The sequence below is a fragment of the Chryseobacterium sp. StRB126 genome, assembly GCF_000829375.1.
Classification (GTDB): Bacteria; Bacteroidota; Bacteroidia; order Flavobacteriales; family Weeksellaceae; genus Chryseobacterium.
Genome location: NZ_AP014624.1, coordinates 1,151,115 through 1,173,642, shown reverse-complemented (window position 1 = coordinate 1,173,642; position 22,528 = coordinate 1,151,115). Strand labels below are relative to the sequence as shown.

At 35.7% G+C, this 22,528-nt stretch carries 20 protein-coding genes; 3 read left to right on the top strand and 17 right to left on the bottom strand.

From position 1 onward, the window contains the following. Positions 1–16: 16 nt before the first annotated feature. On the bottom strand, positions 17–1,522 hold the full coding sequence (gene mqo, locus CHSO_RS05140) for a malate dehydrogenase (quinone) (protein ID WP_045493117.1): 1,506 nt from the start codon (positions 1,520–1,522) through the stop codon (positions 17–19). A gap of 333 nt (positions 1,523–1,855) precedes the next feature. Further along, complete coding sequence (locus tag CHSO_RS05135) at positions 1,856–2,896, bottom strand: NAD(P)H-dependent glycerol-3-phosphate dehydrogenase (protein WP_045493115.1); 1,041 nt, start codon at positions 2,894–2,896, stop codon at positions 1,856–1,858. A 224-nt stretch (positions 2,897–3,120) separates the two neighbouring features. Between CHSO_RS05135 and CHSO_RS05130 the strand changes: the two genes are divergently transcribed. Continuing rightward, entirely contained in the window at positions 3,121–4,155 is a 1,035-nt protein-coding gene (locus tag CHSO_RS05130; RefSeq protein ID WP_045493113.1) for a M23 family metallopeptidase, read from the top strand. Between the two features lie 344 nt (positions 4,156–4,499). Here CHSO_RS05130 and CHSO_RS05125 read toward each other — a convergent pair whose 3' ends face one another. The 5 genes from CHSO_RS05125 to CHSO_RS05105 form a co-directional block, all read right to left on the bottom strand. Next, a complete protein-coding gene (locus CHSO_RS05125) occupies positions 4,500–5,672 on the bottom strand; it encodes an MBL fold metallo-hydrolase (protein ID WP_045493110.1) in 1,173 nt (390 codons plus the stop codon). A gap of 16 nt (positions 5,673–5,688) precedes the next feature. Beyond that, entirely contained in the window at positions 5,689–6,342 is a 654-nt protein-coding gene (locus CHSO_RS05120; protein WP_045493107.1) for an NAD(P)-dependent oxidoreductase, read from the bottom strand. 61 nt (positions 6,343–6,403) lie between these two features. Beyond that, on the bottom strand, positions 6,404–6,814 hold the full coding sequence (locus CHSO_RS05115) for an Rrf2 family transcriptional regulator (protein WP_045493104.1): 411 nt from the start codon (positions 6,812–6,814) through the stop codon (positions 6,404–6,406). Between the two features lie 64 nt (positions 6,815–6,878). Beyond that, complete coding sequence (locus CHSO_RS05110) at positions 6,879–7,829, bottom strand: hypothetical protein (RefSeq protein WP_045493101.1); 951 nt, start codon at positions 7,827–7,829, stop codon at positions 6,879–6,881. A 140-nt stretch (positions 7,830–7,969) separates the two neighbouring features. Continuing rightward, positions 7,970–8,404, bottom strand: coding sequence for an FKBP-type peptidyl-prolyl cis-trans isomerase (locus CHSO_RS05105; protein WP_052480489.1), 435 nt, complete (start codon positions 8,402–8,404; stop codon positions 7,970–7,972). A 294-nt stretch (positions 8,405–8,698) separates the two neighbouring features. On the opposite strand from CHSO_RS05105, the gene CHSO_RS05100 reads away from it, so the two are divergent. After that, positions 8,699–9,709 (top strand): catalase, encoded by a 1,011-nt coding sequence (locus CHSO_RS05100; protein ID WP_045493097.1) that lies wholly within the window; start codon positions 8,699–8,701, stop codon positions 9,707–9,709. Positions 9,710–9,878: 169 nt separating this feature from the next. On the opposite strand, the gene CHSO_RS05095 is transcribed toward CHSO_RS05100, so the two are convergent. From CHSO_RS05095 to CHSO_RS05050, 10 genes are all read right to left on the bottom strand, one after another. Further along, positions 9,879–11,768 carry a fibrinogen-like YCDxxxxGGGW domain-containing protein gene (locus tag CHSO_RS05095; RefSeq protein WP_045493094.1) on the bottom strand — a complete coding sequence of 630 codons (1,890 nt, stop codon included), beginning with the start codon at positions 11,766–11,768 and terminating at the stop codon, positions 9,879–9,881. Positions 11,769–12,202: 434 nt separating this feature from the next. Continuing rightward, a complete protein-coding gene (locus CHSO_RS05090) occupies positions 12,203–12,616 on the bottom strand; it encodes a DUF1348 family protein (protein ID WP_045493092.1) in 414 nt (137 codons plus the stop codon). 3 nt (positions 12,617–12,619) lie between these two features. After that, positions 12,620–13,147 (bottom strand): TetR/AcrR family transcriptional regulator, encoded by a 528-nt coding sequence (locus CHSO_RS05085; RefSeq protein ID WP_045501925.1) that lies wholly within the window; start codon positions 13,145–13,147, stop codon positions 12,620–12,622. Between the two features lie 532 nt (positions 13,148–13,679). After that, the gene (locus CHSO_RS05080) at positions 13,680–14,720 is read right to left on the bottom strand and encodes a TerC/Alx family metal homeostasis membrane protein (RefSeq protein WP_045501922.1); all 1,041 of its coding nucleotides are present in this window, start codon (positions 14,718–14,720) and stop codon (positions 13,680–13,682) included. Between the two features lie 85 nt (positions 14,721–14,805). Continuing rightward, positions 14,806–15,414: a TerD family protein gene (locus CHSO_RS05075; RefSeq protein WP_045493089.1), complete on the bottom strand. Its 609-nt coding sequence runs from the start codon at positions 15,412–15,414 to the stop codon at positions 14,806–14,808. A gap of 74 nt (positions 15,415–15,488) precedes the next feature. Continuing rightward, positions 15,489–16,436, bottom strand: a complete 948-nt coding sequence (locus tag CHSO_RS05070; protein WP_052480488.1) for a hypothetical protein — start codon at positions 16,434–16,436, stop codon at positions 15,489–15,491. Between the two features lie 16 nt (positions 16,437–16,452). Further along, positions 16,453–17,628, bottom strand: a complete 1,176-nt coding sequence (locus CHSO_RS05065; RefSeq protein WP_171817602.1) for a toxic anion resistance protein — start codon at positions 17,626–17,628, stop codon at positions 16,453–16,455. 2 nt (positions 17,629–17,630) lie between these two features. Further along, a complete protein-coding gene (locus CHSO_RS05060) occupies positions 17,631–18,188 on the bottom strand; it encodes a TerD family protein (protein ID WP_045493086.1) in 558 nt (185 codons plus the stop codon). Further along, complete coding sequence (locus CHSO_RS05055; RefSeq protein WP_045493084.1) at positions 18,178–19,002, bottom strand: phosphoribosyltransferase family protein; 825 nt, start codon at positions 19,000–19,002, stop codon at positions 18,178–18,180. Before CHSO_RS05055 ends, CHSO_RS05060 begins: the two co-directional genes overlap by 11 nt. Positions 19,003–19,010: 8 nt before the next feature. After that, positions 19,011–19,679 carry an HAD family hydrolase gene (locus tag CHSO_RS05050; RefSeq protein ID WP_045493081.1) on the bottom strand — a complete coding sequence of 223 codons (669 nt, stop codon included), beginning with the start codon at positions 19,677–19,679 and terminating at the stop codon, positions 19,011–19,013. Positions 19,680–20,316: 637 nt separating this feature from the next. Between CHSO_RS05050 and fusA the strand changes: the two genes are divergently transcribed. Beyond that, positions 20,317–22,383 carry an elongation factor G gene (fusA, locus tag CHSO_RS05045; RefSeq protein ID WP_045493078.1) on the top strand — a complete coding sequence of 689 codons (2,067 nt, stop codon included), beginning with the start codon at positions 20,317–20,319 and terminating at the stop codon, positions 22,381–22,383. Positions 22,384–22,528 lie beyond the last annotated feature (145 nt).

Here is a 22,528-nt window from a genome sequence, read left to right as displayed (position 1 = left end):
TGCTCATTATTAATATTTAGTATTCTAATTCCAGTTTTTCCTTGGTATACTCTCTTACTTTTTCAGTAAGCTCAGGATTCTCTGCTAGTTTTTGTCCGTATGACGGAACCATTTCCAGCAATTTAGCCTTCCATTCTCCATTTAGTTTCTCAGGGAAACACTTTTCAAGAACATTAAGCATTGCCGGTACAGCTGTGGATGCACCCGGTGAAGCTCCCAATAAAGACGCTATGGTCCCATTTTTATTCACTACTACTTCAGTTCCGAACTCCAGTTTACCACCTAGCTTATCATCTTTCTTAATAATCTGAACTCTTTGACCCGCTACTTTCAATTCCCAATCTTCTTCTTTAGCATCCTTGATAAATTCTCTTAAATGCTGCATTCTTTGAGATTTCGTCATCGCTACCTGCTGAATAAGGTATTTAGTCAGAGGAAGGTTATGCCACCAAGCTCCAAATAAAGATTTTAAATTTTTGGTATTCACACTTTCCGGTAAATCCAGATAACTTCCTTCTTTCAGGAATTTTGTTGAAAACCCTGCGAAGGGTCCGAAAAGAAGAGCCTTCTGCCCATCAATAATTCTAAGATCAAGGTGTGGAACAGACATTGGCGGAGCATCCACTGTTGCTTGTGTATATACTTTAGCATGGTGCTTCTCTACCAATTCCTGATTATGCGTTACCAGCCATTGTCCGGAAACCGGGAATCCTCCATACCCTTCACTCTCTTTAATATCAGAACTATCCAATAACGGAAGTGCATATCCGCCCGCACCAATGAATACGAAATCAGCATTCACTTCCTGTTTGTGGTTATGGATTCGGTCCTTCACTTTCATTTCCCACTTACCATCTTCTTTAGGGCTGATATCTTTCACTTCATGATACAGGAATACTTCAACTTTTGAATCTTCCAAAAGATGTCTTCCCATTTTTCTGGTTAATGTTCCGAAGTTTACATCTGTTCCCATATCCATTTTGGTAGCCGCCATTATTTCAGACTTGTTTCTTTTGCTCATTACCAATGGAATCCATTCTCTCAGCTTATCATGATCTGTTGAAAATTCCATTCCGGAGAACAGAACAGATTCAGTCATTTTATCATGACGTTTTTTAAGATATTCAGCATCTTTTTCTCCAAATACCAAACTCATGTGTGGACAAGCATTGATGAAATCCTTTGGATCCTGAATATATCCTTTCGTTAATAAATATGCCCAGAATTGCTTTGAGATTTCAAATTGTTCTGCAATACTTTCAGCTTTCTTGATATCAATGCTACCATCCGGATTTTCCGGTGTATAATTTAGCTCACAAAATGCGGAGTGCCCTGTTCCGGCGTTGTTCCAAGCTGCTGTACTTTCTTTGGCAAACCTTCCTAGTCTTTCGAAGATGGCAATTTCAAGTGTTGGATCAAATTCATGAAGCAGCGTGGCTAAAGTGGCGCTCATGATTCCGCCCCCTATCAGTACAACGTCGTATTTAGGTTTCGGTGTTCTGCTTGTAAGCGATTGTGACATAATTTTAAATTTTAGTTCAAATTTCGGGAAAAGTTTTAAAAAGAGAAACGCGTTTAACGATTTTAACACGTTAATTTTTGCTCTAAAAACACTTATGAATTACACAACCCTATATCATGGAAAGTATCAATTTATTTTGTTTATTTGATTTATCAAAACCATCGGATTTCAAATTTAAGTCACTTCATCCGACAAAGTGATTTTATAAACACGAAAAGCGCTAAGATGTATTTTCATTATGCTTTATTTCAAAATCTTTGCGAACGCTGCGTTAAAAACAAAAAACTCCGTCATACAGATGTATAACGGAGCTTACATATTTTAAAATTGCTTTTAATTCAATTTTGCAGTTAACTTTTTAAACTGTTTTTCAGCATTTTTACCTTCATAAAGAATTGCATACACAGTATCAATAATTGGTAATTTCAAATTTTTCTGTTTGGATGTTTTGTAGATAGACTGAGCAGCATAATATCCTTCCGCCACCATGTTCATCGATTGAATCGCAGATTTTACGGTATATCCTTTTCCAATAAGGTTACCAAGGTTTCTGTTTCTTGAAAACAGTGAATATGCGGTTACCAATAGGTCTCCCAGATATGCACTTTCATTTACATCTCTTGGAGCTTCATAAATTGCTTCCAGAAAAATTTCCATTTCACGGATCGCATTGGATACAAAAACGGCCGTGAAGTTATCACCATATCCTAATCCACTTGCAATTCCGGCTCCGATGGCAAAAATATTTTTAAGAATAGCACTGTACTCATTTCCTAAAATATCTTTACTGGTTTGTACCTTAATAAAATCTGAACTGAAAACGCCTTCAAGTTTTTTTGCAGTTTCATCTTCTACGGTAGCTATGGTAAGGTAAGAAAGTCTTTCCATCGCCACCTCTTCAGCATGACAAGGTCCTGCAATAACAGCCTGATTTCTGAAACCGATTTTAAACTCATCACGCAGATAATGTGCTACCACATCATTCACTTTAGGAATAATTCCTTTAATTGCAGAAACAAAGATTTTATCTGAATAATCACAAGTCATCTTATCCAAAGTATCGGACAGGTAAATGGAAGGTGTTGCCAAAACAATAACATCGCAGGCAGAAACCAGTTCATTAATATCTGTGGTCAACTTTAAACTCTTCAGGTTAAAATGAGCAGCAGTAAGATACGTCGGGTTATGTCCACGAAGCTCAATAGCTCCTTTTACAAACTCACTTCTTACGCACCAGTGCACAACTTTACAATTTTCAACAAGCATTTTTACGATAGCAGTGGCAAAACTTCCGCTTCCTACTACTCCTACAGAAACATCCTTTTTAGTCTTTTTTGGATTCGAAGATTCTGAAATAATTTTCTTTTTAGCCATAATTGGAATGTGAACTGCAAATATATTAAACAAAGATTTAACAGTATACTTTAAGGCATGATAAAAAACCACTTTCTGAAAAAATAATGCTTCAGCACAATTAAATATGCAATTAAGCGTTAGATACAGAAAAAACTGAGTTTTAGTTAAGAATAACCAACAAAACTTATTTTTAATTAAATTTGCAGTCTTAAAACCGTTTTAACTATTCTAAGAGAAGAAATATGAAAAAATTTCTAAACAGCAAGAAGAACGTAAACATTCTCCTGGGAGGACTTTTATTAGTAGTTTTTGCGCAAGGTATCTTCATTGCCAAACTTTTCTCAGAGAAGGATGACAAAAATTATGAAGTGAACCTCGTAAAAATAAACACTGAAAAAGACAGTGTAGATTATCTGAAAATGAAAACTGATCTTACTCTTGTAGATCAGACAATTGCCCAACTGAACTCTTTCCTGAAGTCTAAGGACATCTCCAATGAAAAGCTAATGATGCTTGATCAGGACAGTATTGCCAATTCTATTTATCTTTCCAAACAAGCCAACCGATACAGCCAGTATCTGATGGACCTACAGAAAAAACTGATGCAGGTTCCATTGGGAATGCCTACAGACGGATATATTTCATCTAATTTCGGTATCAGAAAAAATCCTATTCCCTTTAAAACTGTTTTTGCTTCGGTAAAATCAAGCGCTGCTACAGAAGCTAAACCTGTTGCTGCAGCCGCTCCAAAACCGGAAGTGAAGGCTGAACCTGTGGAAAAAATAGTGGAATTAACAGACAGCTATGGAAATAAAAGAGAAGTTAAAGTGATGGTAACCCCAAAAGCAGCTCCTGTAGCTTCTGCACCCGCTGCTTCAGCTCCTGCTACAAAAGCTGTTGCAGGAAACACTACTTCTAAAGCTGCGCCAATGGAAAAAAATAATCCTCCAGCGGAAGCAGATCAGATGCAATTCCATAAAGGATTGGATATTGCTGTTGCATTTGGTTCTGAGGTAAGAGCTGCCGCTGCCGGAACGGTTATTTTCTCAGGGCAGAAAGGTGGTTATGGAAATTGTGTCATTGTTTCTCACGGAAACGGACTGGCAACACTTTACGGACATTTATCACAACTTGTTTCTAAAGTGAATGATAAAGTAAAGGTAGGTCAGGTGATTGCTAAATCCGGAAACTCCGGACGATCTACCGGGCCTCATCTTCATTATGAAGTACATAAAAACAACACTCCGGTAAATCCGAGGTTGTTTATGAATCTATAAATGAAAGCTGTCTCTAATAAGGCAGCTTTTTTTGGCTTCAAAAGATAGATTTTGTAATTTTTTTATGCTCTCGCTGATCTTGCAGATTATGCAGATTTTTCTTTTACATATCTATGAAAGACTTTTTTTAAAACACAAAGAATACTAATAATATCACAAATATAATTCTCACACTGATAGATCTGCGTAATTTGTGAAGTCTGTGGGAAATTATTTTAACACAACGTTCTAAGATCCTTCTTATTTAACAAAGAGTCAGCAAGCTGATTGGATGAAGCTTTGAGGATACTTTACCTTAATTTATTATGCTATAAAAAAACAGCCGCCAATGGGCAGCTGTTCTTTTATTTTAAAATCTTAAGAGTTCCTTTCGGGTGAGTGAATGTACCGTCTGGTCCTGCAATATTAGAATACACTATGTTTTTGTTGTAATCCTGAATATGGGTTACATTAAAACCTAAGTTAGGTTCATGCCAATAGACCATAAAAACATTCTTCGCTACCTCAACAGCAGTATATTCTACAGTATCAGTACTGTCTTTTGAACTTCCTGTTAGTCCTGTGAACGTCATTGTTTTATTGTCTTTAAAATCCAAAAGGAATTTTACCGCTCCAAAATCAACTTCTACCTTTTGGCCGATTGCTGGATATGGTGATTTTAAATCCCAAGCCATTTCTCCAAGGAAAACCTTTACACCCATTTCTAACTCATCTTTTCCGGGAAGATTAGGGTATTTCTTTACCATAAAATCTACGATTGCAGATGTAGTTTTATTTTCAGTAACGGCTTTCTTATAATTTTCAAGATAACCTTTTACAAAGTCAAGAGATGCCGGAGATAAAGATTGTTTTGCAAAATGTGATGGAACTACCTGTTCTGGTTTTAAAGATTTCATCGCATCAATTTGTCCAATCCATTGGTCAATGGCTTTTACATTCTGAGTATCTGCCATCCAAAGATGTGAATCTATGGATACTGAAATTCCTCCTGCAACAGTTTTAATAGACGGAATCCAAAGAAAACTGTGAGCAGAATCTTCAGGATTCTGTCTGATCTCAATTTTATTTCCTTCAAGATCAGGAACAGCAGTTACTGCTTCCGGAGTGATGATTTCTGATGGCGCATCTGCTTTCAACTGTGGTTTCCAAACAGCCAGTTTATCATCCTTTGAAGCGGAAATAAGATAAGCCGTTTGTGCTGTAGAAATAATTCTTACATTAGGAAATGCTTTTTTAATCACATCTAATCCAAAATAAAAATCCGGATCACTGTGAGAGATAAAAACTGTTTTCAGATTTTTTCCGGTTGCTTTAATTTCTTTTACCAACTGTTCTGCATATTGCTTTTGAAACTGTGCATCAATAAGTATAGCATCCTTATCTCCATAAATAATGGTAGAAGTAATGGGGAAAATAGCCTTGGTTCCGGGATTATAAACTTTAACCTTCAGGTTCCCCGCAAATATGCTTATGAAACCTAAAATAGTGATTAATGATAATAATTTTCTTTTTAACATTTTTGTTCTTTTTACATTAATAAGCTGCTGTAAAACGTTCACGAATATGGTTGTTCTGCTCCAGCTCATCCACTAATACTACGGCTACATCTTCTACTGAGAGTTGGCTTCTTCCGTTTTCATCAAATACAGGAGTTTCCAATGATGTTCTGTACTTTCCAGTTCTTGTTCCTACGTTAGCCTGATTCATTTCTATGGCAGGGCTGAAGAATGTCCAGTCTAGTGTATTATTTTCTTTGATTTTGTTTAAATAATCTCTTGCGGCGGTGGCTCCCGGTTTGTAAGCATCCGGAAAGTCCGGGGTATCTACAATCTGAACATTATCTGGTGTATAAAGGCTTCCTGCTCCTCCTACTACGATCAGTCTTTTTACTCCTGATTCTGATACTGCTTTTTCAATATTTTCAGAACCATTCAAAAAGTCATTGTAAAGATTGGGGTTTGTCCACCCTGCATTAAAAGCACTGATTACGGCATCACTTCCTTTTAAAGCTTCTGCTAATTCTGCTACATTGTTTACATCAACGCTTTTTGCCGTTACGTTTTCCTGTGTTTTTACTTTTGATGCGTCTCTTACTAAAGCTTCCACTGCATATCCTCTATCAGCTAATTCTGTTACGATGTGTGCTCCTACAAATCCGGTTGCACCAATTACTGCTACTTTTTTCATACTGTTTTATTTGTTTAATTAAATTGTAATAAATTTTGTTACATTTAAAGGTAAAAAATTTTTATTCGAACTGATCTGCGAATTCCTGCAAAGATTTATCTCCTAAAAACTGACTTACCAACTGATCTGTCTCTTCAAATAATGTATTTAAATGACTGTTAATTTCTTTTCCTACGCTACACGCAGGATTGGGATTCTGATTTTTCTTTCCTAATACTTCTGTATTTTTTACTGATCTGTAAATCTCAGAAATAGTAATGTTTCCTGCCTCTTTTGCAAGCTGGCTTCCACCATCTTTTCCTTGTCTGCTGATAATTAAGCCTGCTTCTCTCAAGACACTGATCTCTTTACGTACAATGACAGGATTTACATTGATACTACCCGCAACCCAGTCAGAAGTGAGCCACTCCTGAGGACTTTTCGCCAATAAGGTCATGATATGTATTGCCGTAGCAAATCTTGTGTTATTCATTGTAATTACTCTGCAAAGATAAACAAATTTTAATTGTAACAAAATTTATTACAATTAATTTTTCCTAAAGGATTAATTTATCCAGATCCAGCAGTAAATAATTAATGTTCTGATTGATGGTTCGTGTTGCCGATTGCATCTGATTAAGCATAGCTGCACGGTTATGAAGGTCGTCTGCCCTGTAATATCCGCCATCTTTGAAAATAACGGACTGATCTGCAGCTTCTGTATCATCATCAAACTGATAATGCAGCCATCTTTCTTTCATATTTCCAATAATGGAACGTTCTTCCCTATTGGAAAATTTCTTTTCGGTATACATATACCAGATAAATGGCGGGAAGTTCGGGGATTCTAATTTCCCTTTCCAGATATCTCTAAGAAGGTTTCTTTGGTGAATAAATTCTACCTTTTTCCCTTTCGGATTAAGAGTTGCCAAACCGAAACCTGCTCCCAAAACCCCTCCACCGATATCAATGGCATTGCTCCAGCCCTGATCTCCAACAATTCCTCCGGCAATGGAAGCTGCCGCTCCTGTGATAATAGAATATAGAATGAGTTTATTATTTCTGGAAGAATTGAGGTTATCTACATAGTTTCCAATCTGGGCTACTCTTTCGCCCTCGCAATCAAATTCTGCTGCTACAGCATCCAATTCTGTAAGCGCAATGGTAATTTTACTGTTGATTTTAGTTTTTAGCTGCAAAACTTTAACCTGAGAAGCCAGCGATGAATCCTTTTTAAGGTCCATAATCTCATGAACCTCATCCAGGTTATCCAATGCATTTAAAATCAAAATACTCTGGTCAGAAAACATTTCCTTCAGCTCTTTATTGGCTGCTAAAATAGAATCCGAATTGTAGGAAGGGACTTTATTGCTATAATTATACTTGAAAGGAGCCTTACAATAGCTATCCTTCAAAGTAAGTATGTTTTGTTGAATAAGCTGATTCTTCTTGGAAACACAAGAAGTCAACAAACCGAAAACGATAAAGAGGTAAAATATTTTTTTCATTCAGCCCAATTTTTGTGTCATAACTGAATCATTGTCAGAAATCATCAATCAGTTTCAATATAATTCATCAATACGAATATAGTACAAATAAAAAAATTTACCTGAAATCAGGTAAATTTTTAATTTATTTTTAAGCCGGATTATTTAATACCCAGTAATTCTACTTCAAAAACAAGAGTACTGTTTGGTCCAATTTCTTTGCTGATCTCCTGATCTCCGTATGCTAAATGCGGTGGAATAATCAGTCTCCACTTACTTCCTACCGTCATTAACTGAAGAGCTTCTGTCCATCCTGAAATCACTCTGTTCAGTGGGAAAGATGCCGGAGTTCCTCTTTTTACAGAACTGTCGAAAACCTTACCGGAAATAGTAGTTCCGTGGTAGTGGCATTTTACAGTAGATTTAGGTCCCGGCTTTGCCCCATCCCCTTCCGTAATAATTTCATATTGTAAGCCGCTTGGTAATTGAACAACACTTTCTCTCTTACCATACTCTTCCATGTACTCTTTGCCGTCATTAAGGTTCTTTTCAGCCAATTCTTTTTTACGTTTAAATAACAAATCTGCTACTCCCATATTATAATTTTTTGCAAAGATAAGGCTTTTTTAGGCTTGGAAGATGGAAGCACGAGGGTGGAAGTTCAAAAACCGAGTATTTCACTGTCAGGCATTTTCTTTTTTATTCATTCTTTACTATATTAATTAAGCACTAATAATCAATAAGTTAAAAAAAAGATCATTAAAAATGGTATACTCAGAAACTTCCTGCATCAAACTTCCTGCATCAAACTTCCATAAAATTCAAATAATTGTAATATTTCCTTAACACAAATTCCGAAACTTGGCGTTATACTTGAATTTTAAAACTAAATGCCAAATCCGATACTATATAACAAGAAGTTTGACGAGCTTAATGAAGAGGAAAAAAAACTTCTGGAAATCAATAAAAAAACGATTGCCGATTTTGTTGAGCAATCCTCTTCCATAAGTGACGTTAATTATGCTACCAGAAATGCCCATGCAAAGACTTATGCAGTCTCAAAAGGAATCTTCTTGGTAGACCCCAATATTCCTGAATTTCTCAAACCTTTTTTTGATAAAGAAAAATTTGATTTGTTTATAAGACTTTCCAACGCACAGTTCAAAATTCAAAATTCAAAAAGGGATATTCCGGCTTATGGCTTTGCCGTGCAGATCAGGGATGAAAACAATAATCTGCTTTCCAATTATCCGTTGGTAAACTTTCCGCTGTTTCCTGTTAACTCTGTTTCTACCTTTTTAAAACTGTTTACAGCCATCAATCTTTCTTATATCAATAAATGGAGCAGTTTATTTTCTCTGCTTACGCAAATGATTAAAATAATCCCATCTGTTTGTACAGGTTCATTTATCAGAAATACAATAAAGTTGTTCAGTAAGAGAAATGATTTCATTCTCTCTTTTGATTATCATTCTGTAGGAGCTTACCGTTTGGGAGATTATATGATGAAGATAAAGTTGAGCCCCAAATCCGTTAATAAGAATATGGATAAGAAACAAAACATGAAAAAGGCTTTAAGGAATTATCTTCAGAAGAATGATTTTACCGCTGATGTTTTGATTCAGCTTTGCTATAATATTAAGGACCAACCCATTAATAAGCTGAATGTGGAGTGGAAAAATTCGCCATACATTAAAATTGGTGAGGTTAAAATAGAGAAAAATTCTTTACTGGATCCTCGTGATTGCAGTAATGAACTGCTTTCATTCAATCCTTTTGAAAGTAAGGTCATTTTTCATCCGGTTGGTAAGATCCAGAAATTACGGGATGGAGCTTATAAAGTCTCTGTACAGACCAGAAGAAAAATCAATAAGCTACTGCATGGCAAAGATGTAAAATAGTACACAAAATGGCTAATGAAATCTTTTTTGACATTTTTATTTTGCATTTAATTTAAGGTACAATATTCAAATTTTCTTTTCTCATAATTCCTTATATAATATAAAGACTGCTAAGATAGCAGCCTTTATTTAAAATTTATCTAATTTTTAATAGCCTATATTATCCTTTCTATTTTACCCAATACTGAATTATTCTTCCCTCAGGTTGATTAGATGGATTCATATTGAAGCCATGAGGTCTCCAGTTTGCCCATCCATTGATACAGTAACTTGCTCCGCCATAGTTATCAGTACTGTTAGCACAAGTACCAATATGATGGTTCAGCTGGTATTCGGTATTCATATATAATCCAAACAAATCATTGATATAATATTTATTGAATGTTGCTGAACTTCCATTACTTGAGGTATATGTTAAATTAGAACTTGCATTATTAGCCCCTGCATATCCTAAAGCGCCATAAAATCCTGTAAAAAATCCTGCCTGGCTGTACATTCCCGGAGGAACTACTACAAACGGCACATTATTAAAGAAATAATTAGTGCCATTAACTCCTAGCTGGGGTTTCCCCCAAGGAAAACCAAAAAGTTTACCTGCTGATGTATATCCATTACTACTATAATCACTGCTTGACGGATTTCCATCAGTTATTACAACATCCCAATAATTATTAGGTGTCCATACATCATTTACCGGAGCAGTTGTACCACTTTCAACACTCTGAGCAGTTACTCCTGCAGAAGAAGGGTGTGTAGCAGGTCCTTTTTCCTTAATAGTAAAACGATATTCTCTTATCGAGCCACTTGAGCCGCCAATATTACTAACCACATATGGAAGCAATGAAAAGCTATATTCATTAAATATTCCATCTTCAGTCGTAACCGGGTTCCTTTGTATTTGGGTAGCAAGAGACTCACTTTGAGTTTTTTCTATAACCAGAATCTGTCTTTCTGATAAGGATTTCACCAATGTCCATCCACCATTACTCATATCACAATACGTTTTAAATTTGGCACTGGCACCTTTTAACCAATAAAATCCATCTTGTGCATTTGCATTTTCGTTAAGAATATCAGTACATCTTGCAACAGGATTTTTAAACGTACCGCTTGAACTCTTTACCTCTACAGCCACACTGCAGGTTATATTATTGCCCGGACTTACAAACTGATAAACATTGGTTCCCATAGCCCCTGGAGTCTGATATCCATATAAGCGGATACTTGTTGTCGTATTGTTAATCACAATATTTCCAGATGAAAAATAAATACCATTAGCTGAAGTAGTCGTTACAGTAGTTGAACCTGATGTATAAACGGCAGTCACTGGTATATCAATATAATTGGATCCATCCAGTGCAATTTTAGCCTGATATTCTCCATGTACAACCGCATTATTACAATCCATATCAAAAGAGGTTTGCGCTTGGGAAACATTAATACTGGGCAGTGGGCAAGTATTTACATCCACACCGTTTATATTTAATGTCACAGAATCCGTTCCTGGATTCGTTGGAATACCAACTCCATCTAATCTAATGGCCTGAACCCCTGTAGAGGTAAATACTCCGGACTTCGTAAAATAATATCCGTTAGTTGTGTTGATCTGTATATTATATGTTCCAGTTACTGCTACATTTACAGACAAAGTATAAGTATTGGTTGAATTAAGCACAGACTGCGCCCTATAACTTCCTGATACCCGGGTTGGCAGATCACAGCTACTTAGGGTAAACTCTGCAGGATCTGGAGTTCCGCAAAGATTTAACCACTTTAATTGCGTCCCGCTCCAAAAATTATAGCATTGAGTATCTTTATTAAATATAGTAAGTCCGTCTTCTGTTGCGGTAAGGTTGGTAAAATGGATGTTCCTTTCCTGAGTTGTATAACGTTGTATAATTATCCCATTAAAAGCATCAGGAATATTGGGACTTAAGGGAATTTTCCGTTCAGAAATGTGTAATCCTGCTTTTAAATTCGGCTCTCCTGTATTAATCCCTACTTGAGCATAACAAAGTAAAGTAAAGACTGAAATAAATAAAATAAAACATTTTTTCATAAGTTAATAGTTTTAATATGGTTAAACATTAATAAAGTACTCGCTAGATTAACATTAACATTATCCTTTCGCTTTCAATTATAAAGTATCAAAACACTCTTGACAATTGAAAGGTTAATGGTAAAGTTTGAACGGTAGAATCATGAGCTCTAAAAACTTATAAAAATGCACACAATCTTACATTTTTAAGTATTTATATGAATGGAAAGACAGTTGAAATAGAAATTCATACATCAAAATACGGCACAAATATAGTTTTTTTTACCTTTACTACATCCCTGATTTCCCCCCACAAAAACCATACATTTTCATAAGGGTCTACTCTCTCACTAACCATAGTGGTATTTAAGCTAAAAACAAAATGAATATTTACCTCTATCCACATATTTCAAAAAACAAAAAAGACTATTGTATAAACAACAGTCTTTATCTATTTATCTGAATTTTCGGTCGTCTTCTTTTATAGCGAGATCATTAATACTAGCATATCTTTTAGTCATTAATCCGTTTTCATCAAACTCCCAGTTTTCGTTTCCATAAGCTCTGAACCAATGGCCTTCTTTGGTCTGGTATTCATATTCAAAACGAACCGCAATGCGGTTATCGGTGTGTGCCCAATATTCTTTCTTAAGCTTATAATTGAGTTCTTTTTCCCATTTCTTCTGAAGAAACACAACAATTTCTTCTCTTCCATTGACGAATGTATCTCTGTTTCTCCATTCGCTGTCTATCGTATAAGCTTTGGATACTTTTTCAGGATCCTGACTGTTCCAGGCATCTTCTGCCATTTGAATTTTTTGCTTTGCCGTTTCAAGGGTGAAAGGCGGAAGCGGATGTTTCTGTTCCATTGTTTAAGGGATTAAATGGTTGACTATTTTTTTTGATTTCAAAATCAGTTCATTCGATTTAAAAAGCTGACTTTCTATAATGCTGCTTTCAAAAAGCATATAGATATGATCAGAAAGAGCATCATCTTTCAGTAATTCCAGAAAATAATTTCTAAGATCAGCTTTATGAGACTGGATTACATTTAGGATTTTAACATTATCTATTGGAATTTCTGATAAAATATTCAGGAAACTGCAACCTCTGAAGTTCTCTTTTTCATTCATATACATCAGAAAATCAAAAGCACCAATAATCTTTGAACTGAGGTCTGCTGACCAGGCTGTAAAAGAATGAAGCTCATTGAACCAGTATTCATGTCTTACATTCAGAAACTCCACACATAAGTCTTCTTTGGACTTAAAATGAAGATAAAAGCTTGCTTTGGCCACTCCTGCGTCAGAAATAATCTGGTTGATTCCTGTAGAATTATATCCCTGTTTTGCAAACAGATCAAATGTTGTTTCTACAATTCTTTCTCTTGGAGACTTCATATTGACTTTATTTTGTAAGACAAAGATAGAAGAAAAAAACAAAATAGACAAACTTGTCTGTCTATTTTGTTTTTTTTTGGAGGGAAGCTGGAAGAATGAAGCTGGAAGTACAGTTAGTTTTATAGATAAATAACCTGAGTTCGGGATCATAAAATTAAGGATAACTAGGCTGTAAGCCGGAAGAGAGAGGTTGGAAGTGACTATCGGAACTACAATTTCTGACATTGCATAAAATTTGATGAAGCTGTCTTTAAAGGAATAATACATTACAGGGTTGTAACTGCTTTTTTAGCCTCAACTCACTTCCCTCTCCCAGCTCCAGGCTTCCTTACTTACTAAAAACAGAAATGTCTTATCCCCAACTCAGCTTAACTATTTACATTCTTATAATGATAATCTCATTACAATGCAGATGATTCTTTATTTCGTCTACAAGTACTTCCGCCTTCCAGCATCCATCTTGCTTTCCCTTCCTTCACAAAAAAGCCCCCAAGATTAACTCTCGGGGGCCATTTATATATCGTAATGTGTATTACTCTTCCAGCTTATCTTTTTCCTCATCCTCTTTTTCAGGGAAGATAACGGATAAAAGAACGGAAATAACCAATACTCCACCAACAATTCCTAATGAAACTGGGGAAGGAATGTGAATCCATGGTGCAATAAGCATTTTAACTCCAATGAATGACAGGATAATCGCCAACCCATAAGGAAGTTTGCTGAACATATGGATAAAGTTCGCCAATAGGAAATATAATGATCTAAGACCTAAAATTGCAAAGATATTTGATGTATACAGAATAAACGGGTCGTTTGAAATCGCAAAGATCGCCGGAATGGAATCTACTGCGAAAAGAACGTCTGTAAACTCAATAACTCCCACTACTACTAATAGTGGTGTTGCCATTTTGATCCCGTTCTGAATGGTGAAGAACTTGTCTCCATCGTAATTATCAGAAACTTTCCAGAAACTTTTGATCAGTCTTGCTCCTGCTGTATTGCTGTAATCTTCATCGTCATCATCGCCACCATCACCCCATGATTTGATTCCTGCATACACAAGGAATAATCCGAATAAGGCCATTACTATGTTGATCTGTACTGCTTTTCCGAAAATATTCATTTCAGGAAGATAAGTAAGGTTAATAAGTCCTACTCCTGCAAAGATAAATATCGCTCTGAATATCAATGCTCCGATAATCCCCCAAAACAACACTTTATGATGAAGGTATTTCGGAACTTTAAAGAAACCGAAAACAAGGATAAATACGAATAAGTTATCCACAGAAAGGGCTTTTTCAATCCAGTAGGCAGCCTGATACTGTGTAAATTTCTCTACCGCTACAGCATGACTTTCCGGTGTTCCGTCTGTATTGAAAACCCAATACACAACACCTGAAAAGATCATGGAAAGTGAGATCCACACAATTGACCAGATGGTCGCTTCTTTGGATGAGACTTCATGACTTTTTTTATTGAATACTCCTAAATCCAGGAGCAGCATGATAACAACTGTTATCGCAAATCCCCAGACCAATCCCGGGTGCAGTTCTAAAATACTTTGATGTTCCACTTTAGTTATGTTATTATATGATAAAAGCAATAGATGTACAAAGTACAAATATTGCTATTTTATTTACATTTTGATGTATAAATGATTATAAATAATTCATCTGTACAGTTTGGATCGTCTGCTCCAGCTTTCTGTCCGCTGTAGGATCTCCAATCGCGTTGAATTTCCATTCACCGTTTCTTCTGTAGAAAACGCCCAATACCATAGCAACATGGCCTCTGAAAGAAGCATCGTTAGCTATATCATATTTAGCAAAAACCTCTTTTACATTGGTTGGTGTTCCTTCATAGATACGGATAGAAGCAAAAGGGATGGTTCCGAAATCCTGACCTTTATAACTGTTTAGTACCATTGCCACGTGATCTACGTTAGGTTCAAGGTTACTGAAATCTACCGTAATCACTTCGTTATCCAATCCGTCATCTCCATTTACGTCACCGGTAAGGTCGTCTCCACTGTGTCTTACAGAACCGTTTTTAGATTTCAGGTTCCCGAAATAAACTACTTCAGTAACATTTTTGTTTGAATCATATAAAATACAGCTTCCGTCTAAGTCTACTGCTTCTTTTTTAGTTCCGAAAAGTCCTTTTTTTTCAATTGCTCCCCAGTTGATTCCTACACAGGCTTGAGAAAGCTCAGCTCCGTTTTCTTTTTTAAGGTTAATTCTCTGACCTTTTTGTAAGTTGATAGCCATCTTTGTATGTTTAGTTATTATTTACATTTTTGGCGAAAAGCAAATACGCTTATCCGCTTGTTTCAAATTCCGTTTTATTGATTATTCAGGTTCAAATTAAGCATTGCCCGCAGAATATTTGTTTCTTCATCAAAGGCAAATATCTTGCTCATAATATCTATATTTTCGAGGTTTCGGATATAATCTTTCAAGACACCTTCTACCTCGGGGGGTAAGTTGCGTTTTCTTTCATTCATCGTATTCTCCAGCTCTTCGTTTTTATTCTTAAGCTGGTCGATAATGATACTCTGATTGGATTGGTTTTCAGAAACATCCAGCTTATCCAGTTCCTTGTCGAAAAGATAAAGCTTTTTATCATCTACACTGAAAATAAAATAATCATCAGACTGAAAGATCTTGAAAAGTTCATATTCATGAGTCCCGATAGCATAGCCACAGACAAAACGGACCTTAAATCCCTGTATGTTCAGCCTTCCCAACAGTTTCCTTTCAATAGAATAATCTTTGTACTGATATGCCGGAAAAGACTCAGCTTTCAGCAGAGATTCATCTGCTTCCAACCTGTAGAATTCTTTCGCATACTTTTTATGAAAATACAGTACATTATCCCAGTTGGCTGTGAAAACATCTTCTGTAAGGTCTTTGTACAGAGCTTTCAGATGTTGTGAAAATATACCGCTGTACATTTTCCTATCGGTCTGAAAACTATCTGCCTGCCTTTCTTCAAAACCTGAAATATATTTTTTGTTGATGTCAATTTCATTAAGGACCGCCAGCATATCATTTTCCTTCTGTCTTTTTATCTTCGTCAAAAGTTCTATGAGGCTATCGGTATATTGCAGGTGGAAAAGTTCCAGTTTATTGTAATCAAGAGCCGTATTTTCCTGGAACAGATTGTGGATAATATCTGTTTTGATGTAAATGGATATTATATCAATATGTTCAAAAAAATTAGCCAGAAGTTTAAGCCTTGTTAACCTTCTTTTGCTCTGTGACAATATGGTTGCTGCATCTTCCCCCACCGTAGTATCCTATAAATTAACCTCTGACATTCGCTTTCAATTCATGCTCCAATGTCTGAAGATCCTGATCCAGTTTTCTTCTGTTGTCAGCTCCCTGTTTCTGGATTTGTTTCACTTCATTTAATGTATTGATCAACATTGAAGTTGTTTCTCTCAATGTTTCTACAGATACAATCGTCTGCTCATTGGCTCTCGCCACGTTAATTGAATTCTGACCAAGACGTTCTGCATTCTTTCTTAAGATCTCTTCTGTAGTAGCAGATACTTTCTGCTGGATCTCAATATTCTGCTGTTGTCTGTACATCGCAACGGCAAGTGAAAGTTGATTTTTCCATACAGGAAGTGTAGTCGTAAGAATTGTCTGTGCTTTTTCAGCAATAGAAACGTTATTATTCTGAACCAATCTGATCTGTGGAAGTGACTGCATCATAATCACACGTACCACTTTAAGATCAGCCATTCTTCTGTCTAATCTTGCAATGAAGTCTCTCTTATCTGCAATCTGATAGTCCTGGAAATTCTGAGGACTGGCTTCCATCTGAGCTAACTCAACAGCGGCTCTTTCCATTCTGATATTTCCTGCAATAACAAGATCTTCAATTTGCTTGATAGAATTTACATTGCTTTCAAAAATCGTCTGAAGAACAGCATTATCTTTTGTAGAAGTAATGATACCTGCATTTACTTTGTAAGAGATCTGCTCAATATTGTTGATGATCTTGTCATACTTAGCAAACAGGTTTTCTACCTGGGTGATTACCTTCTTCATGAATGGTAATTTGCTCAGGAAGCTTTTTACTTTATTTCCGTTAAGCTCCTCTACATCTACGTAGTTTAGCTCTACTAAAAGGTCATTGATCAATCCGCCAACTTCTCCTGAGTTTGATCTTCTCACATTTCCTAAGAAGCTGTCACTCTGATTGGTTAACGTTTTCTGAAGTTCTGCTCCAAAATTTACAATAGATCCCGGATTAGCTTCATCAATAGAGTTTGCTAAAACTTCGTACTTCTGACGTTCTTCTGACTGTAACTGAGTCAGATTTACGTTCCCTTCTCTGTCTACAAGCACCGCCGGCGCTGCATTTTGAACAGGTTGAGCCGGTGTTGGTGGAACCATCGGCGTAGGCTCAAATGTTCTAAGAGGTTCAATTGATCCTAGTGGATCTATAGGTTGATTTTCTTGATTATCCATGATTATTTCTGATAAATTGATACAAATTTCTCAAGGCCGTCTCTCTGTCCTGCTCCTACTGCCTCAAATTTCCATTCCCCATTTCTGTTGTAGATTCTTCCGAATTCCACGGCTGTTTCAATTGAGAAATCTTCATCCAATTCATATTTTAAGATCTCTTCATTCGTATCTGTATTGAAAATTCTGATGAAAGAATTCCTTACCTGTCCAAAGTTCTGTCTTCTTGAATCTGCATCGTGGATGGTTACTACAACCGTAATTTCCTTTACCGCATCATCAATTTTTGTAAGATCGATCTTGATCTGCTCGTCATCACCTGATCCTTCTCCTGTAAGGTTATCCCCTGTGTGAATTACTGCTTTATCCGGAGATTCAGTATTGTTATAAAAAATAAAGTGATTATCTGAAACTAATTTCTTATCATCTCCTAGTAAAAATAAAGAAGCGTCAAGGTCAAATGCAGTTCCTGTAGAAGCATTATTAATATCCCATCCTAAACCTACAGTGAATTTAGGTGCGTTGATGTTTTCTCTTTGTCCTTTTTGTAAGTTAATAGCCATAATATAATTCCGTTTGTGTTAAAGTATTGATGTTATTTTTATATTCTTTTATTAAATGATAATTGTTACTGATGGCAAGCTCCAGCAGAAGATCCATCTGTCCTTTTTTTACTTTAGACGTAAGATAGTCAAAATTACTTGAATCTAAGCCTAAAATATATTTTACAATCCTTGTATTGAACTGAAAACAGGACTTATTCATAACTTCTGCAATGTGTTTTACGTTTTTCACTGCATAATAATTGAAAAAGTTTTCAATTGTAGGGTCTAGATCAAAGTTCATCAGTTCTGCATAATACAGGAACATAAAGTCTGCTTCCACATTATATTCATTCAGGATCCTGTTGACAGTATATTCATGACTTCCTGTAATTTTTATATCGTCTATAAAAATACAAAGTTTTCCTCTTAAAAAGTCTTTATCAATATAATAAGTATCATTGGCAATCAGATTTTTACGATCCTCAAAATTAAGGTTTCCATAATCTGTTATATAGGTATGATTTCTATTGATTTTAGATAAAATACTCGATTTTTTTTCTTTTTGGAACAGATAATAATCCAGATGTTTTTTAAAGTAAAAACATAAAAAATTGGATGCTGTAGGAATTGCCATATAAGGGCTTGGAAGCACTACGATCTCTCTATCCGTATTTAAAAGTTCCTCGTTTTCAGAAATAAATCCATCGAATAATTCTTTTGCAAATTTTTCAGCATACGACTTATCGCCATACTTGAAATAGCTGTATTCTGCAGGTGAGAAGGTGAACTCATCCGCGGAATGAATGTGATGTAAGCTGTATCTCTTGTTCATGTTTATGGTTAGTGTTTAAGTAGATATGCGCTGAACCCAAAGTCTGTAGCTCCTTTATAATCTGCCACAGGATTATCACCAATATGTAAAATCTCGTGCATTGGAAGATCCTGATTTTTAATTTTGTTCTTCACTTCCTGAAAAATAAGCGGGTTCGGTTTTGAACAGTTGATTTCATCGGAATAAATATGGAAATCGATATATTGATCCAGATTTTCATGAATCAGAAACTTTCTCATCGTTTTTCCTTTGATAAATCCTGTATTGCTAAGAATGTTAATGGTTTTTCCCTGACTTTTAATATCATCAAAAAAATCATGAATATTTTCAAAAATGATAACAGGTTTATACTCTAAAAACAATTCTTCGCTTTTTACATAAAACTCATTCAGTTTTTCTTTATTTAAAAGCTTTACATCTACATTCAAAGCCCCCAAAATCATCAGATAGATCTCAAAAGTATCTATATTTCCCCCTGTAACTTCGTTAATGGTATTGCAAAGATCATCATAATATTTTACGGTTCTTGCAACCACCCCTATGGATGCGTCCACATTAAAAAACGAGGAGAATAGCTCAACTCTTTTTGTTTTAAATTCAGGGTGAGATTTGATTAAGGTGAGCCACAAGTCAAAAGAAAAATGACAGTGGTTATGAATGTCGATATCTGTTTTCAATATGTTTTAAGTTAAAAGTTTTATTTAGCTTCTTGAAAAAGATTTAAAATTTATTAATCATCAAAAAGTGCTTAATTCTCTATTCTTCCCAAAGATAAAATTTTTATCATTACTGCATACCTTTACTACTCTGTTTTAAGATATTTTATGATTTGAGGAGGAATTCATACCAGTTGGTTTCTTCATACAAAAGAGTGTTTAACTTTTACTTTGAAAAAAATATTTTGAAAAATTCTTTGGAAATGAAAAAAAAATTATAATTTCGCAACCGATTAAAAATCAACAATGTCAACAAAAATGATAAATATTATAACTTTAAGTAACCCTGTCAGAGCTGTGTTCTTTGGCAGCACTCAATATTTATCTGAATAGTTCTATAGATCTTTATTACTAAAAAATATAATAAAAGACCTGTCTATTCGGATAGGTCTTTTTTGCTGCCCTATTTTCAGCCTTTAACAATTCAGAAACTTCTGTTATCTGTTAAAGCGGGCTTCGAAAAACATTACCACATATAAGATTATTCTTTTCAACTACCTGTTTAATACATTCATTAATCTGGGGTATTCTTTGTGGCTTTTTTTCCTCTCAGCTTTTCCAACAGAAGTTTAAAATCAACAATTTAAATTAAACAAAAATGAAAAACAACACAAGAAACATAGGGATTATAGCACACGTAGATGCAGGAAAAACAACTTTATCAGAAAGGCTTCTTTATTATACAGGGCTTATTCATAAAATTGGAAATGTAGATGACGGAAATACAACCATGGATAAAGATATTCAGGAAAAAAACAGAGGGATTACCATTTCATCTGCTGCGGTTTCAACCCAATGGAAAAAGGATAATACGGTATATCATATCAACATTATTGATACTCCAGGGCATATTGATTTTGCTGTGGAAGTAGAACGTTCACTAAGAGTTCTGGACAGTGTAGTTGCTGTTTTCTGTGCTTCATCCGGAGTGCAGCCACAAACTGAAAACGTTTGGTTCCAGGCTGAAAAGCATGGAACTTCAAAGATATGTTTCATCAATAAAATGGATAGAATAGGAGCTGATTTCTTTGCTGTTCTTGAAGAGATCAGAACTAAACTGAATGCTGTTCCCCTTGCTCTTCAGATTCCTATTGGAGCTGAGGACAATTTTGAAGGTGTAATTGATCTGGTACAACAGAAAGCTTTATACTGGACAGATGAAAATGGAGAAACCATCATCGAAAAGGAAATTCCAATGAATTATAAGGCCGAAGCTGACGAATACAGAATAAAGTTACAGGAAACTCTTGCTGAATATAATGAAGATTTCTTTGAAACTTTCATGAATACAGAACATGAAATCAATAATGAGATGATGGTTAAAGCGATACAGGAGATCTGTAGATCAGGTGCTGCCGTTCCTGTTCTCTGTGGCTCTGCATTTAAGAATAAAGGTATTCAGCCGCTTCTGGATGCTGTGGTTACTTATCTTCCAGCTCCGGATCAACTTGCTGATATACAAGGAAAAGATCCGCAAACAGAGAAAACCATTGAATTGGGAAGAAATGAAACGGAAACGTTTTCAGGGCTGGTTTTCAAAGTCATTATTGATAAACATATCGGAAGACTTGCCATGCTTCGTATCTATTCCGGAAAGATAAAATCCGGAGATTCTGTACTGAATGTGAGAACCGGAGAAGGTTTCAGAATTTCTAGGATTTTAAAGATGCAGTCCGATAAAACTTTATCCGTTGAAGAAGGTAAAGCAGGTGATATTGTTGCATTAACAGGAATAAAGGATGCCAAAACCGGAGACTCTTTATCTTCTGTAGAAAAACCTGTATTACTGGAAGCGATTACGATTCCTGCGCCAGTTATCAGAGTTTCAATTGAGCCAAAAACCAATGGTGATGAGAAAAACTTCGGATTGGTGCTGGCCAAAATTCAGGAAGAAGATCCTTCCTTAGTGATTGAGAGAGACCCACAAACCGGGGAAACTTTATTGAGTGGGCTTGGTGAGCTTCATCTGGAAGTTACTTTGGAAAAAATCCGACTGAATCATGGTATTGAGATTAACCAAGGAAAACCTAAGGTTTCCTACAGGGAGATTTTAACGGAAACAAAGCTCCATAGAGAGAAACTTTCCAAACAAAACGGCGGAAGCGGGCAGTTTGCGGATATCAGTTTTGAAATAGGGCCTAGAAATGATAACGAACATGGATTGGAATTCGTCAATATGATTAAAGGAGGGGTTATTCCTAGTGAATGTATTCCTTCTGTTGAAAAAGGCTTTAAAGAAGCTATGCAACAAGGCCCATTAAAAGGGTATCCTTTAGAAAGTATGAAAATTACTCTTTTGGACGGATCATTCCATGCTCAGGATTCTGCAGCACTGGATTTTGAGATTGCAGCTAGAGATGGATTTAAAGCTGCAGCCGGCAAATGTATTCCTAAGCTTCTGGAACCTATTATGCAGATAGAAATTCAGAGTATTGAGGAGTACACCGGTGCCATTACTTCTGATATCAACAAAAGAAGAGGAATTATCACTTCTATTGATGAAAAATCAGGAAGAAAGATTTTTGCAGCGGAGGTTCCATTGGCTTCTACGTTTGGATATATTTCTGATCTTAGAACATTGGCCAGCGGAAGAGCTTCCATCAGCATGAAATTATCACATTATGCTCTAGTACCTGATTTTATCGCTAATACATTAATAACCTAAACAAGCAAGGACTGTAGATTTTTCTTACAGTCCTTGTCTGGTTATGGGAGTTAGTTGCTTTTAATTGATAATTGATAATTGATAATTGATAATTGATAATTGATAATTGATAATTGATAATTGATAATTGATACAAAATTCAACA